Annotated in this window: 23 protein-coding genes; 16 read left to right on the forward strand and 7 right to left on the reverse strand. The window is 70.0% G+C overall.

Annotation, left to right across the window (positions count from 1 at the left end; translation table 11 throughout):
* Positions 1–26: 26 nt before the first annotated feature.
* Both DRB06_RS16815 and DRB06_RS03000 read right to left on the reverse strand, forming a co-directional pair.
* Entirely contained in the window at positions 27–626 is a 600-nt protein-coding gene (locus tag DRB06_RS16815) for a type II toxin-antitoxin system prevent-host-death family antitoxin (RefSeq protein ID WP_309300306.1), read from the reverse strand.
* A gap of 26 nt (positions 627–652) precedes the next feature.
* The gene (locus tag DRB06_RS03000; RefSeq protein WP_073333182.1) at positions 653–1,120 is read right to left on the reverse strand and encodes a MarR family winged helix-turn-helix transcriptional regulator; all 468 of its coding nucleotides are present in this window, start codon (positions 1,118–1,120) and stop codon (positions 653–655) included.
* A gap of 59 nt (positions 1,121–1,179) precedes the next feature.
* Here DRB06_RS03000 and DRB06_RS03005 point away from each other — a divergent pair, with 59 nt between their 5' ends.
* The gene (locus DRB06_RS03005) at positions 1,180–1,530 is read left to right on the forward strand and encodes a hypothetical protein (protein ID WP_111819101.1); all 351 of its coding nucleotides are present in this window, start codon (positions 1,180–1,182) and stop codon (positions 1,528–1,530) included.
* Between the two features lie 5 nt (positions 1,531–1,535).
* Here DRB06_RS03005 and DRB06_RS03010 read toward each other — a convergent pair whose 3' ends face one another.
* The 5 genes from DRB06_RS03010 to DRB06_RS03030 form a co-directional block, all read right to left on the reverse strand.
* On the reverse strand, positions 1,536–3,194 hold the full coding sequence (locus DRB06_RS03010; RefSeq protein ID WP_258522126.1) for an ABC transporter permease: 1,659 nt from the start codon (positions 3,192–3,194) through the stop codon (positions 1,536–1,538).
* On the reverse strand, positions 3,191–4,048 hold the full coding sequence (locus DRB06_RS03015) for a MerR family transcriptional regulator (protein ID WP_111819102.1): 858 nt from the start codon (positions 4,046–4,048) through the stop codon (positions 3,191–3,193). Before DRB06_RS03015 ends, DRB06_RS03010 begins: the two co-directional genes overlap by 4 nt.
* Before the next feature lie 74 nt (positions 4,049–4,122).
* Positions 4,123–5,757 (reverse strand): ABC transporter permease, encoded by a 1,635-nt coding sequence (locus DRB06_RS03020; protein ID WP_111819103.1) that lies wholly within the window; start codon positions 5,755–5,757, stop codon positions 4,123–4,125.
* Entirely contained in the window at positions 5,754–6,701 is a 948-nt protein-coding gene (locus DRB06_RS03025) for an ABC transporter ATP-binding protein (protein WP_111819104.1), read from the reverse strand. The genes DRB06_RS03020 and DRB06_RS03025 overlap by 4 nt, the downstream gene beginning before the upstream one ends.
* 69 nt (positions 6,702–6,770) lie before the next feature.
* Positions 6,771–7,619, reverse strand: coding sequence for a MerR family transcriptional regulator (locus DRB06_RS03030; protein WP_108967590.1), 849 nt, complete (start codon positions 7,617–7,619; stop codon positions 6,771–6,773).
* 195 nt (positions 7,620–7,814) lie between these two features.
* Here DRB06_RS03030 and pheS point away from each other — a divergent pair, with 195 nt between their 5' ends.
* The 15 genes from pheS (at position 7,815) to tyrS (ending at position 25,278) form a co-directional block, all read left to right on the forward strand.
* Complete coding sequence (pheS, locus tag DRB06_RS03035; RefSeq protein ID WP_108967588.1) at positions 7,815–8,903, forward strand: phenylalanine--tRNA ligase subunit alpha; 1,089 nt, start codon at positions 7,815–7,817, stop codon at positions 8,901–8,903.
* Position 8,904: 1 nt separating this feature from the next.
* The gene (gene pheT / locus DRB06_RS03040) at positions 8,905–11,559 is read left to right on the forward strand and encodes a phenylalanine--tRNA ligase subunit beta (protein ID WP_111819105.1); all 2,655 of its coding nucleotides are present in this window, start codon (positions 8,905–8,907) and stop codon (positions 11,557–11,559) included.
* A 78-nt stretch (positions 11,560–11,637) separates the two neighbouring features.
* Positions 11,638–12,129, forward strand: coding sequence for a flavodoxin domain-containing protein (locus DRB06_RS03045; RefSeq protein WP_073333295.1), 492 nt, complete (start codon positions 11,638–11,640; stop codon positions 12,127–12,129).
* Positions 12,130–12,264: 135 nt separating this feature from the next.
* Positions 12,265–13,365 (forward strand): N-acetyl-gamma-glutamyl-phosphate reductase, encoded by a 1,101-nt coding sequence (argC, locus tag DRB06_RS03050; RefSeq protein ID WP_181575173.1) that lies wholly within the window; start codon positions 12,265–12,267, stop codon positions 13,363–13,365.
* Positions 13,362–14,558 carry a bifunctional glutamate N-acetyltransferase/amino-acid acetyltransferase ArgJ gene (argJ, locus tag DRB06_RS03055; protein WP_111819107.1) on the forward strand — a complete coding sequence of 399 codons (1,197 nt, stop codon included), beginning with the start codon at positions 13,362–13,364 and terminating at the stop codon, positions 14,556–14,558. The genes argC and argJ overlap by 4 nt, the downstream gene beginning before the upstream one ends.
* Complete coding sequence (gene argB / locus DRB06_RS03060) at positions 14,555–15,493, forward strand: acetylglutamate kinase (RefSeq protein WP_073333209.1); 939 nt, start codon at positions 14,555–14,557, stop codon at positions 15,491–15,493. Before argJ ends, argB begins: the two co-directional genes overlap by 4 nt.
* Positions 15,490–16,731, forward strand: coding sequence for an acetylornithine transaminase (locus DRB06_RS03065; protein ID WP_073333211.1), 1,242 nt, complete (start codon positions 15,490–15,492; stop codon positions 16,729–16,731). Before argB ends, DRB06_RS03065 begins: the two co-directional genes overlap by 4 nt.
* Positions 16,728–17,291, forward strand: coding sequence for an arginine repressor (locus DRB06_RS03070; RefSeq protein WP_111819108.1), 564 nt, complete (start codon positions 16,728–16,730; stop codon positions 17,289–17,291). Before DRB06_RS03065 ends, DRB06_RS03070 begins: the two co-directional genes overlap by 4 nt.
* 79 nt (positions 17,292–17,370) lie before the next feature.
* A complete protein-coding gene (locus tag DRB06_RS03075) occupies positions 17,371–18,594 on the forward strand; it encodes an argininosuccinate synthase (RefSeq protein ID WP_073333216.1) in 1,224 nt (407 codons plus the stop codon).
* Positions 18,595–18,841: 247 nt separating this feature from the next.
* Complete coding sequence (locus DRB06_RS03080; RefSeq protein WP_111819109.1) at positions 18,842–20,290, forward strand: O-antigen ligase; 1,449 nt, start codon at positions 18,842–18,844, stop codon at positions 20,288–20,290.
* 14 nt (positions 20,291–20,304) lie between these two features.
* Positions 20,305–21,822, forward strand: a complete 1,518-nt coding sequence (gene argH, locus DRB06_RS03085; protein WP_073333219.1) for an argininosuccinate lyase — start codon at positions 20,305–20,307, stop codon at positions 21,820–21,822.
* A 10-nt stretch (positions 21,823–21,832) separates the two neighbouring features.
* On the forward strand, positions 21,833–22,543 hold the full coding sequence (locus DRB06_RS03090) for a DNA-3-methyladenine glycosylase (protein ID WP_083565927.1): 711 nt from the start codon (positions 21,833–21,835) through the stop codon (positions 22,541–22,543).
* On the forward strand, positions 22,540–23,178 hold the full coding sequence (locus DRB06_RS03095) for a bifunctional 2-polyprenyl-6-hydroxyphenol methylase/3-demethylubiquinol 3-O-methyltransferase UbiG (RefSeq protein WP_073333223.1): 639 nt from the start codon (positions 22,540–22,542) through the stop codon (positions 23,176–23,178). The genes DRB06_RS03090 and DRB06_RS03095 overlap by 4 nt, the downstream gene beginning before the upstream one ends.
* Positions 23,175–23,834, forward strand: a complete 660-nt coding sequence (locus tag DRB06_RS03100; RefSeq protein ID WP_111819110.1) for an endonuclease III domain-containing protein — start codon at positions 23,175–23,177, stop codon at positions 23,832–23,834. The genes DRB06_RS03095 and DRB06_RS03100 overlap by 4 nt, the downstream gene beginning before the upstream one ends.
* Positions 23,835–24,015: 181 nt before the next feature.
* Positions 24,016–25,278 carry a tyrosine--tRNA ligase gene (gene tyrS, locus DRB06_RS03105; RefSeq protein WP_111819111.1) on the forward strand — a complete coding sequence of 421 codons (1,263 nt, stop codon included), beginning with the start codon at positions 24,016–24,018 and terminating at the stop codon, positions 25,276–25,278.
* Positions 25,279–25,622: the final 344 nt, after the last annotated feature.

The following is a 25,622-nucleotide window of genomic DNA, read 5'->3' on the forward strand; positions in this document are numbered from 1 at the left end:
CGTTTGTCCAGTTGGACCGCGTTCTTCTACTTGGACCGTCTGAGAGCGCGTACAAGGCGTTCCAAGTGGGTGGGCACTTCAAGGCGAAGCCCGGCGGTGCCCTGGGAATCAATCATCTGGGGGCGGTCACCGTCAGCCCTCGTTGCAGCGCATCTTGTTGCATTTCCCGGTCGTAAGTGAGGAGTAGGTCGGAGCGCACGTTCAGGGCAACTGCGAGGTTGATCGCGTCTGCCGCACGCAGCCCCGCCGTGTCTCGCGCTGCGTTGAGCAGATGTTCCCGCGGAGGTATCCAGGTAGCAAATGGTCATTGCTCGCCGCGCAGATCGTCCAGTACATCTTTTGAACTGAGGGCGCGCGTGTTTTAAGGCGTTGAAGTCTGTGGGGACCGCTGGACGCGTAGCTCTTTGCCTACGCAGTAGAGCGAAGCGGTCGTGAGTAATAGGTACAAGTTCAGCCACGGGACGTCCGTTGTTGGTGATCTCAAAACTCTCGCCGGCCTCCACTCGGCGGAGGATTGCGGCGCTGTCGTTCCGTAGCTCGCGGTGTGGAATCGTCGTCATGGTCATCGCTCCGTAGCAAGCGGCATGCATCACCTGCTTGAGCATCCGACGCGGGTTGCATCCCATGGTGGCGAATCAATCCTGTGAGCGCGCTACTGATCCCGGTTCTGGTGTGTATCGAGCTCCATCAACAGCGTTCTCAAGGCGGTCCGTCCGGCGGGGGAGAGGGAGCTGCGGATGCCGGAGTCCAACGCTTCGGCCGCCACAGCAGCACTGGCGAGCAGCCGCCGCCCCTCGGGGGTGATTTCGATCTTGTGAGTCCGGCGATCGCTGCGGCTGCGGGTCTTGCTCACGGCTCCGAGGTCCACGAGTTGGTCCACCAGCGTGACCACCAGGCTCGGTGCCACGTGCAGCTGGGTCGCGATCTGACGCTGCGAGGTCGCCAGCCCGGCGTCTATGACGGCCAGCAGGCCCACTTGTTTGTGGGACAACCCGGACGGCGCGATCCTTTCGGAGAAATCCCGGGTGATCTGTGCGCCGAGCATGCCCAGCCGAAAACATGCGGCGGACAGGATCGCCTCGCCGCCATCCTCTGCGCTGCCGGCCCCTGTTGTCTTCATGGTTATGATGGTACTCTATTGAATCATTCAATATTGAACGATCTAGCTAGGTGGTTGGCATGCCGTGGTGGTTGGCGCTTCTCAACTCAGTCATGGGAGTCGCGTCGGTGATTGCTGCTGCGGCGGCGTTGCTCCGCCCGGAGCTGCTGGCGCCTGGCAGCGCAGGCGGCGACGCTGATCGCTTCTATCCGGCGATGTATGCGGCCAGGGCGGTGCCGCTTGGTGCGGTGGTTGCGTGCGTCGTCTGGTTTGCGCCCGTGTATCCGCTGACCCAGTTCGTCTTGGCCGTTGCCGCGCTCGCTCAGCTCGGTGATGTGGCGATCGGTGTTGCGCGCCGGCAGCCTGGCATGGCGGGCGGTGCTGTCGCTGCGGCCGCGTGTCACCTGGCCGGACTTGCCGCGCTTCAGTAAGCGGTTCAGACACCTGGCAGGTCCCGGCGTCGGTAGGCCACCAGGCCGACGGCGGTACCGAGGACGCCGATAGCCGTCTGCACCGCCAGCGGTACCCAGTCCGGGTCGCCGACGACGTCGAGGTAGTGCCCGAGCACGCTCAGGTCCTGCGCCCAGGTCGGCAACTCCACCAGTCCACCGAAGAAACGAGCGAACACGCTCCAGGCAAGTACTGTCCACACGACCCCGAAGCGCCGTGGCGCCACGCCGACCACCGCCAGGGCAATGCCGATCGCCGCCAGCGCTCCGGGCAGCTGGCTGACGGTGAACACGAAGGCCCGCCCCACGGCGTGGTCCTCGGCGAGTTGAGAACCCGTCGCGGCGGCTAGCACACCGCCGGAGAGCGCCAGCAGGTCGAAGGCCTCAACCGCGGCCACACCGCCCACTACCGCGAACTTTCGGGTCCGTGACAGCCCGACCGCGTAATCGACGTCGATCAGCCCGGACCGTTCCTCCAGAACGATGACGTTGATTCGCTGCACCGCAGCCACCGCGACGAGTAGGACGGTCATTATTGTGAGCAGCGACAGGTACTGCTGGATCGGACTGCCGGCGGCCATCTTCCCGACATATGAACCGGTCGCCGAGCCCGGCTTCAGCAGGCCGGTGAGGTTGCCCGCCATGGCACCGAACAGTGCGGAGAAGGAGGTCACCGCTACCGCCCATGCCAGTGTTGTGCGTGTGGACAGGCGCGTGAGTAGGTCGGCGTAGCCGTGGATCCGCCAGCGGCGCCCGCTGGTGGCCCGGTCGGGCAGGTAGCCGCCGGCATACTCCCGGTGGGCGTACAGGGCTCCGGCCGCCGCCACTAGGACAACGCATATCGCCGCGCATGCCGCCAGTGGCATGGGGTCGTCGTCGGTGTAAGGGGCGACCAGGTCGCGCCAGCCCAGGGGCGTGAGCCACCGCAGCCAGGTGAGCTCCCATTGGTCGGCGGCCACCCGCAGCGCGAACCCTGTGGCCAGGGTCACCAGGGCGAGCAACCGCGCCTGACTCGCCCGCCGATACAACTGACTGCCCAGCGCCGTCAGACCGATGAAGGCCCAGCCGGTCACCGCGACCGCGCCCGCCAGCATCCAAGCCCCAACAACCGTCATCTCAGTCACGAATCGAGCCACGCCGGTCAGAACCATGCCGACGCCGAGTCCGAACCCCGCAACCGCCCCGGTGCACACAAGCACCGGCGCTGCGAAGGGAGTCGCCCACCCCACTCCCGCCGCATGCTGTACCTCGACCAGGCCGTCCTCCTCGTCGGCGCGCATCGTCCTGGTGACCAACAGCACCGCCATGAGACTCACGCAGAACAACAGGTAAGTGCCCGTCTCCCACTGCACCAATTGCCCGATCCCTCCCGGCAGCGGCAGGACGCCGTACAGCAGGCGGGTGCCCGGCGTGTCGCGCATGCTCTGTACGAGCAGTTCCCGGGCCTGCGGCGAGGGATACACGCGTTCATACGCCGGGGGAGTGACAGCCGCCAGCAGCCATGGGGGCAGGCACCAGGCCAGGACCTGCCACCGCAGGCGTCGCCACAGTAGATGCACGGAGGGATACAGCCCATGGAGCACAGTTCCCTGCGGCCTGGGTGCGGCGCGCATCCGTACGGGAAGGCACTCGGCGCGAGTTGTCACAAGCTGACCCGCCTCCCGCCGGCGGACCGGTGGATCGCCGCCGCGAAGTCTGGGTCGGCCAGCATCAGGTCGAGCAGTGCGCCGGTGAAGACTCGGTGGACTTTGAGCGGATAGCTTATGGTCGAGAGGACTCCGGCCAAATCCCATAGGGCTCGCCCCAGCGCGCCCTCGGGAAGGTCGTTCAGGATGGCCAGCGAACTCTGCTTGTGCCGCAGGGCCAGTGCCCACGACTCCTGCGCCAGCTCGACCGCACCGGCCTCACCCGTCTGCTCCAATTCGGCGAAGGCGCATATCTGTCGGGCGCACGCGTCGCGCTCGGCGGCGTCGAGCTCCGCAATGAACCGGCTCGCACTGGCGGGAATCATCTCGCGCGCGGCGAGCGTCATCATGAGACGCCGTTCCCCGGTCAGGACCTGCAAGGCCCGGTCCCCGGCCGGGGCCTCCAGGTCGCGTATCCGGCGGGCGACGTCGTCGTAGAAGCAGGTGAGTGCAGTGGGCAATGGTGAGGGAGGGCCGCCGCCGGCAACCCGGGCGATGAGCTCATCGACGCGATCGGCCTGTTCACGCAGCGCCCGCTGCCGTTCCTCGATGTTCTCACGTGCCGAACGCAGGTCCCGCAGGATTGCCTCGCGATCCGTGCCCCGCGCATCCGCGGCGAGAATCTGTGCGACTTGGGTCAGGGACAGGCCGCGGTCCGCCAGCCAGCGGATGCGCAGCAGCCGGGCCAGATGTTCGACGCCGTAGTCCCGGCGACCTCCCGCCGACGGCGGTACCGGCAGCAGGCCGAGCCGGTGGTAGTGGCGTACCGCCCGTGTGGTGGTGCCGGCGAGGTCGGCCATCTCCTTGACACGCATGCCCACATCCCAGCAAGCGACCCTGCGTCGCTGTCAATTGCCAGGCAGGCGGCGGTACGCACGTAGCCCTCGATTCAGCCGGCTCTACTCAGGTTTCGGCGTCGGTAGGCCACCAGGCCGACGGCGGTACCGAGGACGCCGATAGCCGTCTGCACCGCCAGCGGTACCCAGTCCGGGTCGCCGACGACGTCGAGGTAGTGCCCGAGCACGCTCAGGTCCTGCGCCCAGGTCGGCAGGTCCATCATGCCGCCCAGCAGCCTGGCGAAGGCGCTCCAGGCGATCACTGCCCACACGACGCCGAAACGTCGCGGCGCCACGCCGACCACCGCCAGGGCAATGCCAATCGCTGCCAGCAGGCCGGGCAGCTGGGTGACGGTGAACACGAAGGCCCGCTCCACTGCATGATCCTCGGTCACCTGCGTGGCCGTGACTGCTGCCAGCACGGCCCCGCACAACACCAGCAGAATCGTCCCCACCGCTGCCGCCGAGACTGCCTGCATCAGGAACAGACGCCGGCGCGGCACCCCGACGGCGGCCTCGGCCTCCACCAGTCCGGCGGCCTCATCGGCGGCGAGCCGACCCGCCTGCCCAGTCGCCGCCACCGCGATCAGCAGCACCATCATCACGGTCATCAGCGACATGAACTGTTCCATCATGTCGGCGCCGGCCTGTACCAGCATGTTCACGTATTCGGCGATGCGCTCGTCCCGCATCATGTCCAGGATGCCCTCGGTCATAGAGCCGAATAGCGCCGAGAAACAGGCAATTGCCGCGGCCCAAGCCAGTGTTGTGCGTGTGGACAGGCGTGTTAGTAGGTCGGCGTAGCCGTGGATCCGCCAGCGGCGCCCGCTGGTGGCTCGGTCGGGCAGGTAGCCGCCGGCATACTCCCGGTGGGCGTACAGGGCTCCGGCCGCCACCACCAGGGCAACACATATCGCGGCGCACACGGCCAGCGGCAGGGGGTCATCATCGGTGTACGGGGCGACCAGGTCGCGCCACCCCAGCGGCGTGAACCACCGCAGCCAGGTGAGCTCCCATTGGTCGGCGGCCACCCTCACCATGAAGGCGACCCCAACACATGCCAGGGCCAGCGGGCGGGCGCCGGCGGCGCTGCGCGCCAACTGGCAGGCTACGGCGGCCAGGCCTGCGAAGCCCCAGCCGACGACGGCGGTCACTCCGGCCAACGCCCATCCGCCCGCCGCTGGAAGCGACTCGATCTGCGCGGCCTCGGCCGCGAGCGTGCCGCCCACCAAGGCGGCCAGGACGCCGACCGCCGCCCAGATAACCAGCACCGGGGCGAGGAAAGGTACCCACCTCCCAGTGCCCGCGCTCCGCAAAAGTTCGATCAGACCCTCGTCCTCATCCGCGCGTAACAGGCGGCAGGTCAGCAGCACCGCCATAAGCGCGGTGCACACCAGCAGGTAGGTGGCCCCCTCCCACTGCACCAGCTGGCCGATGGTGCCCGGGGCGGGAAGCTCGCCGTACAACAGGCGCGTGCCCGGGGAGGCCCGCAGCGCCTCGACCACCGCATTGCCGCCCCCACCACCGGCGTCGCCGGCTGCGGAGAAGTAGGCGTCCTGATAGGCCGGCGCGAAGGACGCCAGGCCCAGCCACAGGGGCAGGATCCAGGCGAGCGCCTGCACACGCAGCCTCCGGGCGGTCAGGCGCAGGGCGCGGCCCAGGCCGCGCAGGTCGTTGCGCAGGTTCATCCGCGCACCTCCTCGTAGTGACGCAGGAACAGGTCCTCCAGGCTCGCCGGCCGGCAGATCACGTCGGTGGCTCCCTGCGCGGCGACGGCCGCCAGTACCGCCGGTACCTGGGCGGCGCCCACCTGCACGCTCAGGCGGCCGTCCTCCACAGACAGCTCGTCCTCCAGCTGCGGCAGCGACGCGGCTATGCCGCGCAGCAGATCCGCATCGCCGCCGACCTCGATCTGGGTACGGGCCAGCTGCTGCAGTCGGGCCAAGTCGCCCTGCTCCACCACACGGCCGTCCTTGATGATCGTCACGGCGCTGCACAGACGCTGCACCTCGGAGAAGATATGGCTGGACAGCAGCACGGTGCGCCCCTGGGCCGCTGCCCGGGTTACCTCATCCATGAAGACCTGCTCCATCAGCGGGTCCAGGCCGCTGGTCGGCTCGTCGAGAATCAGCAGGCTTGTCGGTGCGGCGAGTGCCGCCACCAGTGCCACCTTCTGCCGGTTGCCCTTGGAGTAGGTGCGTACCTTCTTGCTCGGGTCCAGGGCGAAGCGGTCTATCAGCTCCTCCTCCCGGGCGCGGTCACGCCTGCCGCGCAGACCCGCCAGGGCGTCGAGCGCCTGTCCGCCGGTCAGGTTCGGCCACAGCGCCACATCCCCGGCCACGTATGACACTTCCCGGTTGATCTGAGGTGCCTCACGCCGGGGATCGCGCCCCAGCACGCGCACCCTGCCGCTGTCGGGGTGGTACAGGCCCAGTAGGGTGCGAATGGTCGTGGACTTGCCCGCTCCGTTCGGGCCGAGGAAGCCGTGCACCTGACCGGCGGCGACCTCCAGGTCCAGCCCGTCCAGGGCGGTGAAGCGCCCGAAGCGCTTGACCAGGCCCTGCACCCGAATCGGGGTTCCGGACGGACTCGTGGCGCCGACGGCGCGGCCCCTGTCTCTGCGTGTTGTCATCAATGGCGTCCTTTCATGAGAGTGCGGGTGGTGGGATCGGAATCAGGGACGGTCCGGAACAGGAGCCGCTCACAGTGCGGGCTCGTCACCGGCCAGGCGCCGGATGACGGCGGCGAAGTCCGGGTCCGCCATGAGCAGCTCCAGGAAACGGTCGAGGTACAGGTGCTGTGCCGGTCCGGTGTAGGTGTCGGTGATCATCTGGGTCAGCCGCCAGGTGGTGCGACCCGGCGACCCAGTCGGGAAGTCCGCGAATGCGGCCAGCGCCGTACGGCGGTGTCGGAGGGTGTACTCCCAGGTCTCCGCGGCCAGATCGAGGGCGGCGGTCCGGGCGGCTTCCCCATGCAGCTGCTCCAGGCGGGCGATCTGGGCGTAGATGCGTACGCCCGCCTCCCACTCGGCGCCATCCAGCTCGGCCAGGAAGGTGCCGATGCTGTCGGGGACCAGGGCCAGGGCGGCCAGTGCCGTCACCACCTGCCGTTCGGCGCGCAGTCCGCGGCTGTTCAGTCCCTCCTCCTCCAGGCGTGCCTGCACGGCGTCGTAGAAGCGCACCAGCAGCTGGGGGATGGGCTCGAGCCCCTCACCGTCCTCGACCCGGGCGATCAACTCGTCGATGCGGGCCTCCTGCGCCTGCAGCTCGCGGCGACGCGCAATAACCGTGTCCCTAGTGGCCCGCAGGCTGTGCAGTACCGCCTCGCGGTCGGCGCCACCCGGATCCTGGGCGAGCACCTCGGCGATCTGCGCCAGGGGCAGCCCGCCGTCTGCGAGCCAACGGATCCGCATGAGCCGGGCCAGGTGCATTACGCCGTACTCCCGCCGCCCGCGCACGGTCGGCGGCACCGGCAACAGTCCCAGGCGGTGATAGTGACGCACCGCCCGCGGGGTTGTTCCGGCCAGATCGGACATCTCCTTGATGCGCATGCACCCATCCCAACAGGTGACGTAACGTCACCGTCAAGACCCGCCCGCGTATGCGTCCGCGCAACGCTGTAATGCATCGCCCACGGGCGAGGGCACGCTCTCAGGCGCGCATCTGAGACGATTTCGGGCCCTGGCGCGGCGCGGACTAATCTGGACCCGGAGATTCCCGACTCATCTGGTGGAAGGCAACCGCATATGACTGACGCCCCCGGCGCCCTCTCGCCAACGGACGAGGCCGGCGTCAACGCCCTCGTCGCCCAGGCCATCGCCGCCATCGACGCCGCCGCCGACCTCGCTGCGCTGAAGGAGGCGCGTTTGACCTACGCCGGCGACGCCTCCGCTCTGGCCCTGGCCAACCGCGAGATCGGCCGGCTGCCCGACCGTGCCGCCAAGGCGGCCGCCGGCAAGCTGCTCGGCGGCGCGCGCGGCCGTATCTCCGCCGCCCTGGCCGCCCGCCAGGAGGTGCTTGAGGCGCAGGCGGAGGCAGACATGCTGGCCACCGAGGCCGTCGACGTCACCGTCCCCACCGACCGCGCCGCCGCCGGCGCCCGCCACCCCCTGGATGTACTCGTCGACGAGGTCTCCGACTTCTTCACCGCCATGGGCTGGTCGATCGCCGAGGGGCCGGAGGTCGAGCACGAGTGGTTCGACTTCGACGCCCTCAACTTCGACGCCGACCACCCCGCCCGCCAGATGCAGGACACCTTCTACATCGATGGCGCCTCCGTGGGGGGCGCCCCGGGCGCCACCGCGAACCTGGTCTTGCGCACCCACACCTCGCCCGTGCAGGCGCACGTCATGCTCGCCCAGGCCCCGCCGATCTACGTGGCCTGCCCCGGCAAGGTCTTCCGCTCCGACGAGCTGGACGCCACCCACACCCCGGTCTTCCACCAGGTAGAGGGAATCGCCGTGGACAAGGGACTGACCATGGCCCACCTGAGGGGGACCCTGGACCACTTCGCCCGCGCCATGTTCGGGCCCGAGGCGCGCACCCGGCTGCGCCCCTCCTACTTCCCCTTCACCGAGCCCAGCGCCGAGATGGACCTGTGGTTCCCGCAGAAGAAGGGCGGCGCCGGCTGGATCGAGTGGGGCGGCTGCGGCATGGTCAACCCCAATGTGCTGACCGCCTGCGGAATCGATCCCGAGGAGTACACGGGTTTTGCCTTCGGCATGGGCCTGGAGCGCACCCTCATGCTGCGCCACGGCATCGCCGATATGCATGACATCGTCGAGGGCGATATCCGCTTCTCCCAGCAGTTCGGCACCACAGGAAGGGGTAACTGACATGCCGTACGTCCCGATCGAGTGGCTCCGTGAGCACGTCGATGTTCCCGTTGGCACCACCGCCGCCGAACTGGCCGCCGACCTGGTCAAGGTGGGCCTGGAGGAGGAACGCATCGTTCCCCCCGCCGTCACCGGCCCCCTCGTCGTCGGCCGGGTACTGACCCGTGAGGCCAAGGAACAGAAGAACGGCAAGATCATCAACTACTGCCGCGTCGACGTCGGCCAGTACAACGACGCCCCCGGAACCGGCAAGGAGCCCTCCGAACTGCCCAGCCGCGGCATCGTGTGCGGCGCCCACAACTTCGAGGCCGGCGACCACGTGGTGGTCTCCCTGCCCGGCGCGGTCCTGCCCGGCGACTTCGCCATCGCCGCCCGCAAGACCTACGGGCACATCTCCGACGGCATGATCTGCTCCGAGCGGGAGCTCGGCCTCGGCGACGACCACTCCGGCATCATCGTGCTCGAGCGCTGGCTGGCCGCCCACGGTCGCGACGGCGAACCAGTCCCCGCCCCGGGCAGTGACGCCATCGGCCTGCTCGGACTGGGGGAGGAGGTCCTGGAGATCAACATCACCCCGGACCGCGGCTACTGCTTCTCCATGCGCGGCGTGGCTCGCGAGTACTCCCACGCCACCGGTGCCGCCTTCACGGACCCGGCCGACGCCACCAACCCCGAGCGCTTCCCGCAGGGCATCGCCCCGGCCGGGGCGGACGGCTTCCCCGTCCACTTCGCCGAGGACACCGCCCCCATTCACGGTCGCCCGGGCGTGGACCGCTACGTCGCCCGCGTGGTGCGCGGCATCGACCCCTCCGCCGCCTCCCCGAAGTGGATGCAGGACCGCCTGATCGCCGCCGGCATGCGCCCGATCAGCCTGGCCGTGGACGTGACCAACTACGTGATGCTGGACCTGGGCCAGCCGCTGCACGCCTTCGACCTGAACAAGCTGGCCGCCCCGATCGTGGTGCGCCGCGCCCGGCCGGGGGAGACCCTCGCCTTCCTCGACGAGGTCACCCGCAACCTGGACGGCGAGGATCTGTTGATCACCGACTCCCTGTCCGGGGAGGGCTCCCGGCCGCTGGTGCTGGCGGGCGTGTTCGGCGGCGCGGAGACGGAGATCGACGCGGAGACCACCGACGTGCTCATCGAGGCCGCCCACTTCGACCCTGTGTCCATCGCCCGCTCCGCCCGCAGGCACAAGCTGCCCACCGAGTCCTCCAAGCGCAACGAGCGCGGCGTGGACACCGAGCTCGCTCCCGTGGCCGCGCAGCGCGCCGTGGACCTGCTGGTCCAGTACGGTGGCGGCACCGCCGATGCGGTCGCCACCGACGTCAACCGCACCGTCGCGCCGCAGCCGATCACCATCCGCGCGGACGCCGCGCAGCGCCTGACCGGTGTCGCCTACGGCACCGCCCGCGTCACCGAACTGCTGCGCGCCATCGGCTGCACGGTTGAATCGGCCGGAACCGCCGTCGACGGCGTGGAGCTCCTCGCGGTCACCCCGCCCACCTGGCGGCCGGACCTGGTGGGCGCCGCCCACTTCGCCGAGGAGGTCGCCCGGCTGGACGGCTATGACAACATCGCCTCGATCGTGCCGGTGGCACCTGCGGGCACGGGCCTGACCTTCCGGCAGCGCGCCCGCCGCGACGTCGTGCGCGCCCTCGCCGACTCCGGCCTCACCCAGGTGCTGTCCTACCCGTTCATCGGCGATGTGCACGACCGCCTCGAGTTGCCCGCCGACGATCCGCGCCGAGTGGCGGTGCGCCTGGCCAACCCACTGGCCGACGATGCTCCGCTGCTGCGTACCTCCGTGCTCGACTCGCTGCTCGAGGTGGCCCGCCGCAATGTCTCGCGCGGCCTTGAGGACGTGGCCGTGTTCGAGGTCGGCTCCGTCACCCATCCGGCCGGGACCGTGCCGGCGCCCATCCCGGGTGTGGACCACCGCCCCTCCGACGCGGAGATCGCGGCGCTGAACGCCGGTATCCCGGCCCAGCCCACGCACGTGGGCGTCGTCCTGGCCGGAGACCGGGAGCGCGCCGGCGTGCTCGGTACCGGCCGCCCCTGGGATTGGGCCGACGCCATCGCACTGGTGCGCACGGTGGCCGGCGCGCTCGGGGTAGACGTCGAGGTCGGCGCCCCGCAGGCGCCCTACGCCCCCTGGCATCCCGGCCGCACCGCCGAGGTGCGCCTGCCCGCCGTCCGGCAGGGCCGCGAACTGGTGCCCGGAGCGCTGATCGCCCACGCCGGTGAACTGCACCCGCGCATCGCCCGCAACATTGGGCTGCCACCGCGGGCCTGCGCCATCGAACTCGACCTGGAGCCGCTGCTGGCGGCAGCCGCCGACGCCGGCGTCCTTCAGGTGCGTCCCGTGTCCACCTTCCCGGCCGCCAAGGAGGACGTCGCCCTCGTCGTCGATGAATCCGTCACCGCCGCCGCGGTTGAGCAGGTGGTGCGTGAGGCTGCCGGAGACCTGGCCGATGAGGTGCGCCTGTTCGACGTCTTCCGCGGCCCGCAGCTCGGGGAGGGACGTAAATCGCTGGCCTTCTCCCTGCGTCTGCGCGCGGCCGACCGGACCTTGACCGCCGAGGAGACCGCCGCGGTGCGCAAGCGCGTGGTCAAGCGTGCGGCCAAGCGCTTGGGCGCACAGCTGCGCGCCTGATTGTGGAGGTGGTCACGGATGGCGGTTCGTCGGACGGACCGCCTGCCGGAACCGTCCCCGCACGGTGATACTGACGCCATGAGAATCCTGCTCACGTCTTCCTCCCGCCACGGGTCCACCGACGAAGTCGGCGCGGCGATCGCGCAGGAGCTGCGCGCCGCGGGCCACGACGTCGACCAGTCCCACCCCGAGGACGTCACCGACGTCGCCGGCTACGACGCGTTCGTGCTCGGCAGCGCCGTGTACATGACCCGCTGGACCGCGGAGGCCATTGACTTCACCCAACGGTTCAGCGAATCCCTGCACTCCCACCCCGTGTGGGCGTTCTCGGTGGGCCTGTCCGGCCTGCCCAAGGGCAAGGTCTCTGACCCGCACCGCATCGGCCCGGTGCTGCTGTCCATCGACCCGGAGGATCATGCGACCTTCCCGGGCCGCTTCAACCCGGCCGAACTCTCGCTGCGGGAACGCTCAATCGCCCGCATGGGCGGCGCCTCCGAGGGGGACTTTCTCGACCTCGACGCCGTGCGCGCCTGGGCCGACAAGATCGCCCAGGACCTGGCCGCACGTTGAGTGGCGCCCGGTAGGCATCGCTCCGCGCTGCCTGCGGGGTCTGGTGACACATTCCCGGCGGATGTGAGTAAGCCGACCCGGCTCCAGCGCCCGCCCAGCTGTGCATATGTATCCACTCGGATGTATGGTTCCGGCGTGACATGGACAGCAGCGGTCGCCGGAGCGACCGGGTACGCGGGCGGAGAGGTCCTCCGCCTGCTCGCCGCACATCCCCAGATCGAGATCGGCGCCGTCACGGCCAACGCCTCGGCCGGCACGCGCCTGGGGCAGCACCACCCGCACCTGATCGGCCTGGCCGACCGCGTGGTGGCCCCCACCGACCCCGAGCATCTGGTCGGACACGACATCGTCGTGCTGGCCCTGCCCCATGGCGTGTCCGGCGCCGTCGCCGCCGCGCTGGAACAGGCGGACGGCCCCACCCCCATCCTGGTGGACTGCGGCGCCGACCACCGGCTCACCGACGCCGCCGCCTGGCAGCGGTTCTACGGCACCGACTACGCCGGCGCCTGGACCTACGGCATGCCCGAGCTCCTCCACACCGGCGAGACCGTGGCCGGCGCCCAGCGCGAGCAGCTGGCCAACACCCGGCGGATCGCGGTGCCCGGCTGCAACGTCACCGCCGTCACCCTGGCCGCACAACCCGGCGTCGCCGCCGGACTCATCGACCCGGGCCGCCTGAACGCCGTGCTGGCCGTCGGCTACTCCGGTGCCGGCAAGGCGCTCAAACCCCACCTGACCGCCTCCGAGGCCCTCGGCTCCGCTCAGCCCTACGCCGTCGGCGGCACCCACCGGCACATCCCCGAGATCATCCAGAACCTCCAGGTCGCCGGCGCCGCCCCGGACTCCGTGCGCCTGTCCTTCACCCCCGTGCTGGTGCCCATGAGCCGCGGCATTCTCGCCACCGTCACCGCCCCGGTCACCGCGGCCGTCAGCGGCAGCGATGACCCCGATGCCGTGCTGCGTCAGGCCTGGGAGCGCGTCTACGGCCCCACCGGAGCCGGTGAGGCGCTCATTCACCTGCTGCCCGCGGGCGTCTGGCCGGTCACCGGCGCGGTCGCCGGCACCGGCGTGGCCACCGTGCAGGTCGCCTACGACGCCGCCGCCGGCGTTGCCGTGATCATCTGCGCCATCGACAACCTCGGCAAGGGCACCGCCTCGGCCGCCGTCCAGTCCCTCAACCTCGCCCTCGGCCTGCCCGAGGTCACTGGGGTCATCACCGAAGGAGTCGCCCCGTGAGCGTCACCGCCGCCGCCGGTTTCCGCGCCGCCGGGATCAGTGCCGGACTCAAGGAGTCGGGCAAGCGCGACCTCGCCCTGGTGGTCAACGACGGCCCCCTGGATGTAGCCGTCGGCGTGTTCACCACCAACCGGGTGGTCGCCGCCCCGGTGCGCTGGTGCCGCGAAGTACTCTCCGGTCGGCGCGGCCCGGCCAACCGCGCCCGCGCGGTCATCCTCAACTCCGGCTCGGCCAACGCCTGCACCGGTCCCCGCGGGGCCGCCGACACGGCAGCCACGGCCGCCCGCGTTGCCGAACTGCTCGCCGACTTCCGCCCCGGCACCGCGGCCGACTCCGTCCTGGTGTGCTCCACCGGAGTGATCGGCGTGCCCCTGGACATGCCCAACCTGCTGGACGGCGCCGCCACCGCCGTCGCATCCCTGCAAGACGGCCCGGAGGCCGGCCACGACGCCGCCACCGCCATCATGACCACCGACACCGTCTCCAAGGAGGAAGCCCTCCACCTGGACGGCTGGAGCATCGGCGGCATGATCAAGGGCGTGGGCATGCTCGCCCCCGGCATGGCCACCATGCTCTGCGTGATCACCACCGACGCCGTCGTCGACGCCGACGCCGCCCAATCCGCCCTGTCCCGGGCCGCAGCCCGTACCGTCAACCGCATCAACTCCGACGGCTGCATGTCCACCAACGACACCGTGCTGCTGCTCGCCTCCGGCGCCTCCGGCAGGGTACCGGTGGCGGATGAATTCGACGCCGCCGTCCAGGAACTGCTGGGCCGCCTCGGGCGCCGGCTGGTGGCCGACGCGGAGGGCGCCACCCACGACATCGCCATCACCGTCACCGGCGCGGTCACCGAGGCCGCCGCCGAGGCCGCCGCCCGCACCGTCTCGGCCTCCAACCTGCTCAAGTGCGCCGTCGCCGGCGAGGACCCCAACTGGGGGCGCGTCATCTCCCAGCTCGGTACCGTCCCCGAGGCGGTGTGCCCCTTCGACCCCGACGCCGTCGACGTAGCCATCAACGGGGTGACCATCTACGCCCACGGGGCCCTCGGGGCGGACCGTTCCACCGTGGACATGACCCCGCGCGAGACCCGCATCGACATCGCCCTGAACGCCGGCGACGCCGCGGCCACCGTTTGGACCAATGACCTCACCCACGGATACGTAACCATCAACGCGGACTACACGACATGACCACCACCGCTCTGCCCACCTCGCTGACTCCCACCCAGAAGGCCTCCGTCCTGCTGGAGGCCATGCCCTGGCTGCGCGCCTACAAGGGCGCCACCATCGTCATCAAGTACGGCGGCAACGCCATGGTCGACGACGCCCTCAAGCGCGCCTTCGCCCAAGACGTGCTCTTCCTCCATCAGGTGGGCCTGCGCCCCGTCGTGGTCCACGGCGGCGGCCCCCAGATCAGCGCCATGCTGGCCCGCCTCGGCATCGAGTCCGAGTTCAAGGGCGGCCTGCGCGTGACCACCCCCGAGGTCATGGATGTGGTGCGCATGGTGCTCACCGGCGGCGTGCAGCGCGAACTGGTCAGCCTGCTCAACGAGTCCGGATCCGCTGCCGTCGGCATCTCCGGTGAGGACGGCGGTCTGCTGCGCGCCCGCCAGCGCCTGGCCACCGTGGACGGCGAGAGCGTCGACGTCGGCCTGGTCGGCGACGTCGTCGAGGTCGATCCCCGTTCGGTGACTGAACTGCTGGACCAGGGACGCATCCCGGTGGTGTCCTCGGTCGCCCCGCTGGTCGCCGACGCCACCACCGTGCTCAATGTCAACGCCGACACCGCCGCGGCCGCGCTCGCGGTGGCCCTGAAGGCGCAGAAGCTCATCATGCTGACCGATGTGGAGGGCCTGTACTCCAACTGGCCGGAGAAGGACTCGCTGGTCTCCCGCATCGGCGCCGACGCGCTCGAGGCGCTCCTGCCCGAACTGTCCAGCGGCATGGTGCCCAAGATGGAGGCCTGCCTGCGGGCCGTGCGCGGCGGCGTCGGCCAGGCCCACGTCGTCGACGGCCGCCAGCCGCACTCGATGCTGCTGGAGATCGTTACCGACGACGGCGTCGGCACCGTGGTCCACCCCGACGTCATCCCGCAGTCCCGCACGAAAGGAGGAGCCACGCTATGAGTACGCCCGCAACCGCGGCGACCGCAGCCGCCGACCCCAATGAAACCTGGCGCACCCGCTACGCGGCCGCCGTTATGAATACCTTCGGCACCCCCGCTCGCGTGCTCGTGCGCGGAAGCGGCGCTCACGTCTGGGACGCCGACGGCAACGAGTACGTCGACCTGCTGGCCGGCATCGCGGTCAACTGCCTGGGCCACGCCCATCCGGCCCTGGTCGCCGCGGTCACCGAGCAGCTGGGCACCCTGGGACACATCTCCAACCTGTTCACCTCTCCGGCGCAGATCCGCCTGGCCGAGACGCTGGACGCCCTGGTGTTCCCCGGTGCGCGGCAGGCCTCCCGGGTCTTCCTGGCCAACTCCGGCACGGAGGCCAATGAGGCGGCCTTCAAGATCGCCCGCCGTCACGGCGGCGCCGCCCGCCCGCGTATTCTCGCCCTGGAGGACGCCTTCCACGGCCGCACCATGGGGGCGCTCGCCCTGACCCACAAGGCCGCCTACCGGGAGCCCTTCGAGCCGCTGCCCGGCGGGGTCGAATTCATCCCCGCCGGTGACGTCGACGCCCTGCGGGCGGCTCTGGGCCCGGACGTGGCCGCCCTGTTCGTCGAACCCATCCAGGGGGAGGCCGGGGTACGCCCGCTGCCCGCCGGTTACCTGGAGGCGGCCCGCGAACTCACCACCGCCGCGGGGGCACTGTTGATCCTCGACGAGGTGCAGACCGGCATGGGGCGTTCGGGCGCCTGGATGGCACACCACCTGCTCGCCCCCGGCGTGGTCCCGGATGTGGTCACCCTCGCCAAGGGACTGGGTGGAGGAATGCCGATCGGGGCCGCGGTCGCCACCGGGGAAGCGGCCCAGTTGCTGGGCCCGGGCCAGCACGGCACCACCTTCGGAGGCAACCCCGTGGCTGCGGCCGCCGCCCTGGCCGTCATCGACACGATCAATAAGGAGGGGCTGCTCAAACGGGTCACCGAGCTGGGGGACCGCTGGGCGGCGCGGTTGATTGCCGTGCCCGGCGTGACCGAGGTGCGTGGCGTCGGGCTGCTGCGCGGCGTGGGCCTGGCCGACGGGGTCGGCCCGGCCGCCGAAGTCGCCGCCGAGCTCGAGCAGCGCGGCTTCATCGTCAACCCGCCTCGCCCCGATACGCTCCGCCTGGCTCCGCCCTTCATCCTGTCCGACGCCGATGCCGACGCCTTCACCAGCGTGCTCGCCGACGTCCTGGCCGAGCGGGCGGCGGCATGAGCGCCCCGCCCGAAGCCCCGGCCCACGAGCCCGGATCGGCCACGCCCGCAACCAAGGCCGCCCGCCACGCCCTGATCACGCGGATCCTCGGCCACGAGCGCATCCGCTCCCAGGCCGAGTTGCGTGAAGCACTGGCCCGCCGCGGCGTGGCCACCACCCAGGCCACGCTCTCACGCGACCTGGTGGAGTTGCGCGCCACCAAGGTCCGCGGCGCCGGCGGCACCCAGGTGTACGCGATCCCCGAGGCCGGTGCGCCCGGACAGGTGCCGGCCGCCGGCAACGACGGCGAGCCCCTGGCCGAGCACACCACCGCCCGCCTGGCCCGCTGGTGCGCCGACCTGGTGGTGACCGCCGAATGGGCCGGCAACCAGCTGGTCCTGCGCACCCCGGCCGGTGCCGCTCAGCTGCTGGCCGGTGCCGTCGACGACGCCATGCTGCCCGGCGTGCTCGGCTGCATCGCCGGAGACGACACCGTGCTGGTGATCACCCGCTCGGAGGCGGTCGCAGCCGATGTGGCCGCGCACCTGCTGGCCCTGGCGGACCCGGGCCAGCGCGGCTGACCGGCCCCTCCCACCCCGACCATTTCCCCATCAACGACCCGTCTTACGCAGACACCACAGAGAAAGAAACGGAACGCATATGAGCAACCACAAGGACCGCGTCGTCCTCGCCTACTCCGGAGGCCTGGACACGTCCGTCGCCATCGGCTGGATCGGCGAGCAGACCGGCCGCGAGGTCGTCACCGTCGCGGTCGACGTCGGCCAGGGCGGGGAGGACCTGGAGGTCATCCGCCAGCGCGCCCTCGACTGCGGCGCCGTGGAGGCCTATGTGGCGGACGCGAAGGACGAATTCGCCACCGAGTACTGCATGCCCGCCCTGAAGGCCAACGGCCTGTACGAGGGCAGGTACCCGCTGGTCTCCGCCCTGTCCCGTCCGGTCATTGCCAAGCACCTGGTGCGGGCCGCCCGCGAGTTCGGCGCCAGCACGGTCGCCCACGGGTGCACCGGCAAGGGCAACGACCAGGTGCGCTTCGAGGTGGCCATCACCTCCATGGCCCCGGACATGAACTGCATCTCCCCGGTGCGTGATCTCGCCCTGACCCGCGACGTCGCCATCGAGTATGCCGAGAAGCACGACCTGCCGATCGAGACCACCAAGCACAACCCCTTCTCCATCGACCAGAACGTGTGGGGCCGCGCCATCGAGACCGGGTTCCTGGAGGACCTGTGGAACGCCCCCACCAAGGACGTGTACGTCTACACCGACGACCCCACCTACCCGCCGCTGCCCGACGAGGTCGTGATCCACTTCGAGCAGGGCGTGCCCACGGCCATCGACGGCAAGTCGGTCACCCCGCTGCAGGCGATTCAGGAACTCAACCGGCGCGCCGGCGCCCAGGGTGTGGGACGCATCGACATGGTCGAGGACCGACTGGTCGGCATCAAGTCCCGCGAGATCTACGAGGCCCCCGGCGCCGTCGCGCTGATCGAGGCGCACCAGGCCCTGGAGGCCGTCACCCTGGAGCGTCTCCAGCGTCGCTACAAGCGGCAGATGGAGCAGGCCTGGAGCGACCTGGTCTACGAGGCCCAGTGGTACTCGCCGCTCAAGCGCTCCATGGACGCCTTCATTGAGGACACCCAGCGCTACGTGACCGGTGACATCCGCATGGTGCTGCACGGGGGCCGCGCCACCGTCAACGGGCGTCGCACCGACACCGGCCTGTACGACTTCAACCTGGCCACCTACGAGACGGGGGACACCTTCGACCAGTCCTCCTCCCGCGGTTTCATCGAGATCTACGGCATGCAGTCCAAGCTCGCTGCCGCTCGTGATGTCCGCCTCGGCAACGGCGTCACCTTCTAGCGCCGAAACCGGCATCAATAACGGCACCGGCGGCCGACCGTACATTGACCGTGCGGTTGGCCGCCGGCCGCGTCGGCGGCTCCGATTGCCTATTCGGGCTCCGATTCCGCCTCGGCGAGGAGCGCAAACGATTACGCTTCGGCTACAGCAGGGCGGTACGACATCATGTCGCATCGCCTCAGCCGCGTAGGCACCGCCTCGACCCGCGCGGCGGAGAATTATGAAAGCAATACCGGCAAGGAGCAGCGTGCCAACCGATGACCGCGCCCGAGTTACCGCAACGGTACGCGGCTCACGCCGCCCGCTGTTGCCCGCCCTGGGAACCTGGGCCTTCTTCCTGACCTTCTCCGGCCAGGGGGTGCGTGATCTCGTCGGCTGGTGGGCCTTCGGCGTGATCGCCGCCCTGAGCGGCGTCGTGCTCCTGCTCGTCTTCCTTTATGAGGGTCACCGCGTGCCCTGGCGCGCTCTGCCCCCGGTGACAACCGCCTACGTCGTCGTCTGCGTGCTGAGCATCATCTGGTCCCAGTATCGCCGCGAAACCGCCCTCGCGGCGCTGCTCATGCTTGCCACCAGCGCGGCCGGCGTGCTGCTGGCATGCGGCCTGTCACTGCGACAGCTGACCGATGCCCTCAGCCGCTCCCTCGAAGCCACCCTTGTGCTGAGCCTGCTGCTGGAGGCCTGGGTGGCCCTGGTATTGCACCACCCGCTCATCCCCTTGTACATGCGCGACTGGGATGAGGTGCCGATCTCCTACTACTGGGTCAACGGGGACTTGTTCAACGGCGGCCCGATTCAAGGCATTGTCGGCAACCGCAACCCGCTGGCATTCATCGCCCTGCTCACCCTGTTGTGCGTCGCGGTGCGCTGGGCCGACCGGCGGGTGCGTCCGCTGGGACTGGTGACTTGGACGGCCGTGTCCCTGCTGGTGCTGGTGCTCGCCGGATCGGCGACCGTTTCCGTGGCCCTGATCGTGTGCGCCGCCGTGTGCCTGCTGTTGTGGCTGGTGCGGCACGCTCCGCCCCGGCTGCGCCCGGCCATACTCATGAGCGCGGCAGCCCTGGGGGTGGCGCTGGTCGCCGCGGCGGTCGGTCTCCACTCACAGGTGACGGCGGCCCTGGGACGCAGTACGGATATGTCCGGCCGCTGGGAGATCTGGCAGCGGGTTCTGGACCTGTGGGAGAAGCACACCATCCTGGGCTGGGGCTGGATCATGTACTGGGTGCCGTGGCTGCCGCTTTTCGCCACCCTCGTGGTCCGCCCGGACGGCACCCCCACCATGAGTGCCCACAACGCCTACATCGAGGCGCTGTTCCAAACCGGTGTGGTCGGGGCAACGCTCGTCGTCGTCCTGGTCGTGCTGCTCCTGTATCGCTCCTTCCGCTTGGCGCTGCGCTACGTCGACTCCGACGCCTCGGTGCTGCTACCCGCCCTGCTCATGACGGCGATGACCGTACAGTCCTTCACCGAGTCCCGGCTGCTGAGCGAGGGCAACTGGGTGCTCGTCTGCGCCCTGGGCACCTGGTTGGGTCTGCACCGTCTCTACGAACGCAACCGCGGCGATGGCGAGGCCGACGGCCGCGGCTCATCCGCGCGTCAGAGCCACCGAACTCTCTCGCGACGCCGACGACGGGCCGCGGACCGAGCGTCCTGTGTCGGTCCGGGCAGCGGACCCGCTCCCGGTCGGCCGTCACGATGAGTCATGATGGCCCCATGACGAGTCAGCCGCCCCAGACCCCCTCCACTCCCGCATCCTCACCGAACGGCATCAGCCTATGGGGCGGCCGTTTCACCGGCGGGCCCGCCGATGCCCTGGCGGCACTGTCGGTTTCCACGCACTTCGACTGGCGCCTGGCCCGCTACGACATCGCCGGTTCGCGCGCACACGCCCGCGCCCTATCCACCGCAGGACTACTCGACGCCGTCCAGCTCGACGGCATGCTCGCCGCCCTGGACCGGCTCGAGGACGACGTCGTCTCCGGCGCCTTCGCCCCGACGCCCGCAGACGAGGATGTGCACACCGCGCTTGAACGCGGCCTGATGGAACGAGCCGGCGCGGATCTGGGCGGCAGGCTGCGTGCAGGCCGTTCCCGCAACGATCAGATCGCCACTCTGATCCGCATGTACCTGCGCGATCAGGCCCGGCACCTGGCCGGCTTGGTCCTCGACGTCGTCGATGCGCTCATCGACCAGGCCGCCGCGGCCGGCGAGGCCATCATGCCCGGCCGTACCCACATGCAGCACGCCCAGCCGGTGCTGGTAGCCCATCAACTGCTCGCCCACGCCTGGCCGCTGATGCGCGACGTCGAGCGGCTGCAGGACTGGGACGCGCGCGCCGCCGTCAGCCCCTACGGATCGGGTGCCCTGGCCGGCAACACGCTCGGACTCGACCCCGACGCCGTCGCCGCCGACCTGGGCTTCGACGCCGCCTGCGAGAACTCCATCGACGGCACCTCCGCCCGTGACACGGTCGCCGAGATGTCCTTCATCCTGGCCATGACCGCGGTGGACGTCTCCCGCCTGGCGGAGGAGATCATCATCTGGAACACGAAGGAGTTCGACTTCGTCACCCTCGACGACTCCTTCTCCACCGGCTCCTCCATCATGCCGCAGAAGAAGAATCCCGACGTCGCCGAGCTCGCCCGTGGCAAGGCCGGCCGCCTGATCGGCGACCTGGCCGGGCTGCTGGCCACCCTCAAGGCCCTGCCGCTCGCCTACGACCGCGACCTGCAGGAGGACAAGGAGCCGGTCTTCGACGCCGTCGACACGCTCGCCGTGCTGCTGCCCGCCGTGTCCGGCATGGTCGCCACCATGCGTCTGAACTATGAGCGCATGGCGCAGTTGGCGCCGCAGGGCTTCTCCCTGGCCACGGATATCGCCGAGTGGTTGGTCAAGCGGGGCGTGCCGTTCCGTGAGGCCCATGAGATCTCCGGCGCCTGCGTGCGCGCCTGTGAGGGGCGCGGCATCGAACTGTGGGACCTGACCGATGCGGACTTCGCCGCCATCGATCCGCGGCTGACGCCGCAGGTGCGCAGCGTGCTCTCCGCCGAGGGATCCGTTGCCGCCCGGGCCGGTCACGGAGGGACCGCCCCGGTGCGCGTGGTCGAGCAGTTGGCTCGCGCCGTCGAGCACTCCGCCGAATTGCGCGTGTTCTCCTGGGAGGGCTCCCTGCTCGACGGTCCCGCCGACGCCGGGGCGGAGGCCGGCGGGACCACCGTCCGGGAGTCGTAGGGACGGGCACATGACGTGGTCGGAGGCGGTGGGGACGGAATCTCCCCGCGATGACCCCGCCGGCGCGCCGGGCGTGCCCGCGGACGTTGCCCGGCTGCTTGCCGACGACCCGGTCGACGTGGCTCCGCGGCTGCTCGGCGCGGTGCTGACCACCAACTCACCGCAGGGTGTGGTGTCGGTGCGCCTGACGGAGGTCGAGGCCTACCGGGGTGAGGCGGACCCGGGCTCGCACGCCTACCGCGGCCGCACCGCCCGCAACTCCTCCATGTTCGAGGCCGCCGGCGCCATCTACGTCTATTTCACCTACGGCATGCACTACTGCGCGAATATCGTCTGCGGGCCCGCCGGGCGCTCCCGCGCCGTACTGCTGCGCGGCGGGGAGGTTACGGACGGACTCGACTTGGCGCGTCGGCGTCGGCCCGCCGCCCGCACCGACCGCGATCTGGCACGTGGGCCGGCCCGCCTGTGTCAGGCACTCGGTCTGACCCGGGACGACGACGGCGTCCGGCTCGGTCCGGCGGGCTCCCGCGTGGTCCTGACGCTGCCCGTACCGGGAGGCGCACCGGACCCTGCTCGTATCTGCACCGGCCCGCGCACCGGTGTGTCCGGCCCCGGCGGCGACGGCGTCGTCTTCCCGTGGCGCTTCTGGATCGACGGCGAGCCGACGGTCTCTCCCTACAAGCCCGCACGTCCACGCAGCCGGGGCGGGAGCAGACGATGAGCGCCGCAGGCACCGCGCATTCCAACCGCTACTGGAACCACAATGCGGCCTTCCACAACGAGCTCGTGGCGGACGCCGCCCGCCGCGGCGGGCGGGCCCTGGACGTGGGTTGCGGTGAGGGACTGCTCATGGAACGGCTCGCGGCCGTGTGCGACCAGGTCGTCGGGATCGAGACCGATCCGGATACCGCGAGCCGTGCTCGCGCGCGCCTAGCCGGACTCCCCGGAGCCGATGTGCGGCAGGCAGACGTGCTGGCCCCGGGCGCGGCCGACGGCCTTGGAGAGTTCGACACCGTCACCTGCGTGGCGGTCCTGCACCACCTGCCGCTGGAAGTGGGGCTGGAGCGCCTGGCCGCACTGGTCGCTCCGGGAGGTCGGCTCCTGATCGTCGGGCTGGCCGCCAACGCCTCTGCCTGGGATTGGGCGTTGAGCGCCATGAGCGTGGTACCTATTCGGATCGCGAGCCTGCTGCACGGTGAAAGGCGCGATGTCGGCGTGCCCACGGCGCCGGCGCGCGAGTCGCTGCAGGAGATTCGCGCGGCGTCCGCCCGGATCCTGCCGGGGTCCCGGATGCGTCGTCGCTTCTACTGGCGCTACTCACTGGTCTGGGACCGCCCGATGGGGGCGGGGCAATGACCGGCGACCCGCTGCCGGTGCGCGACCTACTGGCGCTCCTGCACGCCGCGCTGGGGGAGACTCCGGTATGGCCCGCGCGGACCCCCTTCGAATACGTGTGCGGGATCGTGCTGGTGCAGAACACCGCCTGGACGAATGTCGAGCGCGCCCTGGCGCTGCTGCGGGAGGCCACCGACTTCGAAGCGGAGAAACTGCTGCGCCTGACCGATGCGGAACTGACCGCGCTCATCCGCCCGGCCGGCTTCATGCGGGCCAAGTCGCGTTCGCTGCGCGCCTTCGCCGCCTGGATGCTGTCCGCGGATGGTAAGGCCGCGGTGGAGCTGGACGACGACGCCCTGCGCGCCGCGCTGCTGTCCTTGCCCGGTATTGGGCCGGAAAGTGCTGATGTGGCGGCGCTGATGGTCTATGGCAGGCGTCGTTTCATCTTCGATGCCTACGGGCGGCGTCTGCTACGGCAGGCCGGCTACGCCGTCGGCCACGACTACGAGACCACCAGGAAGGCCCTTGAGGCCCGCATCGATGCCGAGGGACTCAGCCATGCGGAGCTCGTGGACCTCCACGGACTGATCATCGAAGCCGGCAAGCGCGCCCGGGCGGCCGGCGGCTGGGAGGCCTACGGCCCCATGATCGGCATTGCCGCGGCGCGGCCCCGATAGGTACTGCGTGCATCCAGAAGACGGAGGGGAGCCGTGGCGCCGATATCGCTGGAGGCGCATGTCCGCTCTCCTGACACTTCGTCTGGCATGCGGCACGGCCGTGGCAGACTAGCCCGCGCCGGGCAACCGCCCCGGCCCCGGCCCGCATGTGCCGGGAGAAGACATGGGAAGGCACAGGACCGTGACCGACATCCTGGACGAGTTGCAGTGGCGGGGCCTCATCGCCCAGCACACCGACATCGACGCGCTGCGCGCAGCGCTGAACGCCGGACCGGTCACCTTCTATTGCGGCTTCGACCCGACCGCGCCTTCCCTGCATCACGGTCACCTTGTCGCGGTCAAGGTCATGCGGCACCTGCAGCTGGCCGGCCATCATCCGCTGGCCCTGGTGGGAGGTGCGACCGGGCTCATCGGTGACCCGCGTGCGAAGGGGGAGCGTTCCCTCAACACCAAGGAAGTAGTTGCCGAGTGGGCGCAGGGGCTGCGTGAGCAGCTCGAGCATCTGCTTGACTTCGACGGCGACAACCCGGCGCGCATTGTCAACAACCTGGATTGGACCGCTGGGCTGAGCGCGATCGACTTCCTGCGGGACCTCGGCAAGCACTTCCGCATGGGCACCATGCTGTCCAAGGACATCGTTGCCCGTCGGCTGGCCAGTGAGGAGGGCATCTCCTTCACGGAGTTCAGCTACCAGATCCTCCAGGCAAATGACTACCTGGAGCTATACCGCCGCTACGGCTGCACGCTGGAGGTCGGTGGCAATGACCAATGGGGCAATCTTGTGGGCGGCATGGACCTGATCCACAAGGTCGAGGGTGACTCGGTGCACGTCATGACCAACCCGTTGATCACCAAGGCCGACGGGACGAAGTTCGGCAAGAGCGAGGGCGGGGCCATCTGGCTCAACCCGGAGATGCTCAGCCCCTACGCGTTCTACCAGTTCTGGCTGCAGGTCGACGACGCCGATGTGGTGCGTTTCCTCAAGGTCTTCACCTTCCTGCCCCGTGAGGAGATCGAGCGGTTGGAGCAGAGCGTGGCGACCAACCCGAAGGCACGCGAGGCCCAGCGCGTTCTGGCGCACGAGGTGACTACCTGGGTTCATGGGGCGGACGCAACCGCGCAGGCGGAGGCCGCCACCGCGGCCCTGTGGGGGAGAGGCGAGCTGACCGCATTGGACGAGACGACGCTGACTGCCGCAACCGCGGACCTACCGGCCGCCCCCCTCGAGGTGGGCAGTTCGACCATCGTCGACCTGCTGGTTGCCACCGGGCTGGAGCGGGGACGCAACGCTGCCCGCAAGACGGTGGCGGCAGGCGGCGCATACCTCAACAACGCCAAAGTGACCGACGAGGACGCGCCCGTGACGCAGGAACAACTGCTGGCGGGCGGCGTTGTGTTGGTGCGGAAGGGACGGCGCAACCTGGCGGTTGCCAGGCAGTCCTGAACCGCTGAGACGCGGAGCGACGGCGGTGGCGACGGCGTGTGGCTGTTGTCACCGCCGCCGCGTTTGACCGAGCCGGACGGTCTGCGTAAAGTCTTCCCCTGTCGCCGCCGCGGGGATGACCCGGGGACGGCGGCAGGAATGAACTGAACAGGGCCGCTGGTCGAGATCGGAATCACGGGATTCCGATTTGACCCGAATCAGGCGGCTCGCTAAAGTTCTTCCGGCGCTTCCGAGATGAAGCATTCAGCCGTAAGGCGATGTGAAAACTCGGTGGGTGTGTTGTTTGGGATCTCGATAGTGTGTCGTGTTTGTTTGTTTTGTTGGTTTTTTGTTGGTTTCTTTGT

The sequence above is a fragment of the Actinomyces sp. Z5 genome, from assembly GCF_003287795.1.
GTDB classification, from domain to species: Bacteria; Actinomycetota; Actinomycetes; order Actinomycetales; family Actinomycetaceae; genus Actinomyces; species Actinomyces glycerinitolerans.

What these genes read in the sequence shown, in the direction of transcription:
- DRB06_RS16815 (WP_309300306.1), bottom strand. Translation starts at nt 626, where the DNA reads ATGGGATGCAACCCGCGTCGGATGCTCAAGCAGGTGATGCATGCCGCT.
- DRB06_RS03000 (WP_073333182.1), bottom strand. Translation starts at nt 1,120, where the DNA reads ATGAAGACAACAGGGGCCGGCAGCGCAGAGGATGGCGGCGAGGCGATC.
- DRB06_RS03005 (WP_111819101.1), top strand. Translation starts at nt 1,180, where the DNA reads ATGCCGTGGTGGTTGGCGCTTCTCAACTCAGTCATGGGAGTCGCGTCG.
- DRB06_RS03015 (WP_111819102.1), bottom strand. Translation starts at nt 4,048, where the DNA reads ATGCGTGTCAAGGAGATGGCCGACCTCGCCGGCACCACCACACGGGCG.
- DRB06_RS03020 (WP_111819103.1), bottom strand. Translation starts at nt 5,757, where the DNA reads ATGAACCTGCGCAACGACCTGCGCGGCCTGGGCCGCGCCCTGCGCCTG.
- DRB06_RS03025 (WP_111819104.1), bottom strand. Translation starts at nt 6,701, where the DNA reads ATGACAACACGCAGAGACAGGGGCCGCGCCGTCGGCGCCACGAGTCCG.
- DRB06_RS03030 (WP_108967590.1), bottom strand. Translation starts at nt 7,619, where the DNA reads ATGCGCATCAAGGAGATGTCCGATCTGGCCGGAACAACCCCGCGGGCG.
- pheS (WP_108967588.1), top strand. Translation starts at nt 7,815, where the DNA reads ATGACTGACGCCCCCGGCGCCCTCTCGCCAACGGACGAGGCCGGCGTC.
- pheT (WP_111819105.1), top strand. Translation starts at nt 8,905, where the DNA reads ATGCCGTACGTCCCGATCGAGTGGCTCCGTGAGCACGTCGATGTTCCC.
- DRB06_RS03045 (WP_073333295.1), top strand. Translation starts at nt 11,638, where the DNA reads ATGAGAATCCTGCTCACGTCTTCCTCCCGCCACGGGTCCACCGACGAA.
- argB (WP_073333209.1), top strand. Translation starts at nt 14,555, where the DNA reads ATGACCACCACCGCTCTGCCCACCTCGCTGACTCCCACCCAGAAGGCC.
- DRB06_RS03065 (WP_073333211.1), top strand. Translation starts at nt 15,490, where the DNA reads ATGAGTACGCCCGCAACCGCGGCGACCGCAGCCGCCGACCCCAATGAA.
- DRB06_RS03070 (WP_111819108.1), top strand. Translation starts at nt 16,728, where the DNA reads ATGAGCGCCCCGCCCGAAGCCCCGGCCCACGAGCCCGGATCGGCCACG.
- DRB06_RS03075 (WP_073333216.1), top strand. Translation starts at nt 17,371, where the DNA reads ATGAGCAACCACAAGGACCGCGTCGTCCTCGCCTACTCCGGAGGCCTG.
- argH (WP_073333219.1), top strand. Translation starts at nt 20,305, where the DNA reads ATGACGAGTCAGCCGCCCCAGACCCCCTCCACTCCCGCATCCTCACCG.
- DRB06_RS03090 (WP_083565927.1), top strand. Translation starts at nt 21,833, where the DNA reads ATGACGTGGTCGGAGGCGGTGGGGACGGAATCTCCCCGCGATGACCCC.
- DRB06_RS03095 (WP_073333223.1), top strand. Translation starts at nt 22,540, where the DNA reads ATGAGCGCCGCAGGCACCGCGCATTCCAACCGCTACTGGAACCACAAT.
- DRB06_RS03100 (WP_111819110.1), top strand. Translation starts at nt 23,175, where the DNA reads ATGACCGGCGACCCGCTGCCGGTGCGCGACCTACTGGCGCTCCTGCAC.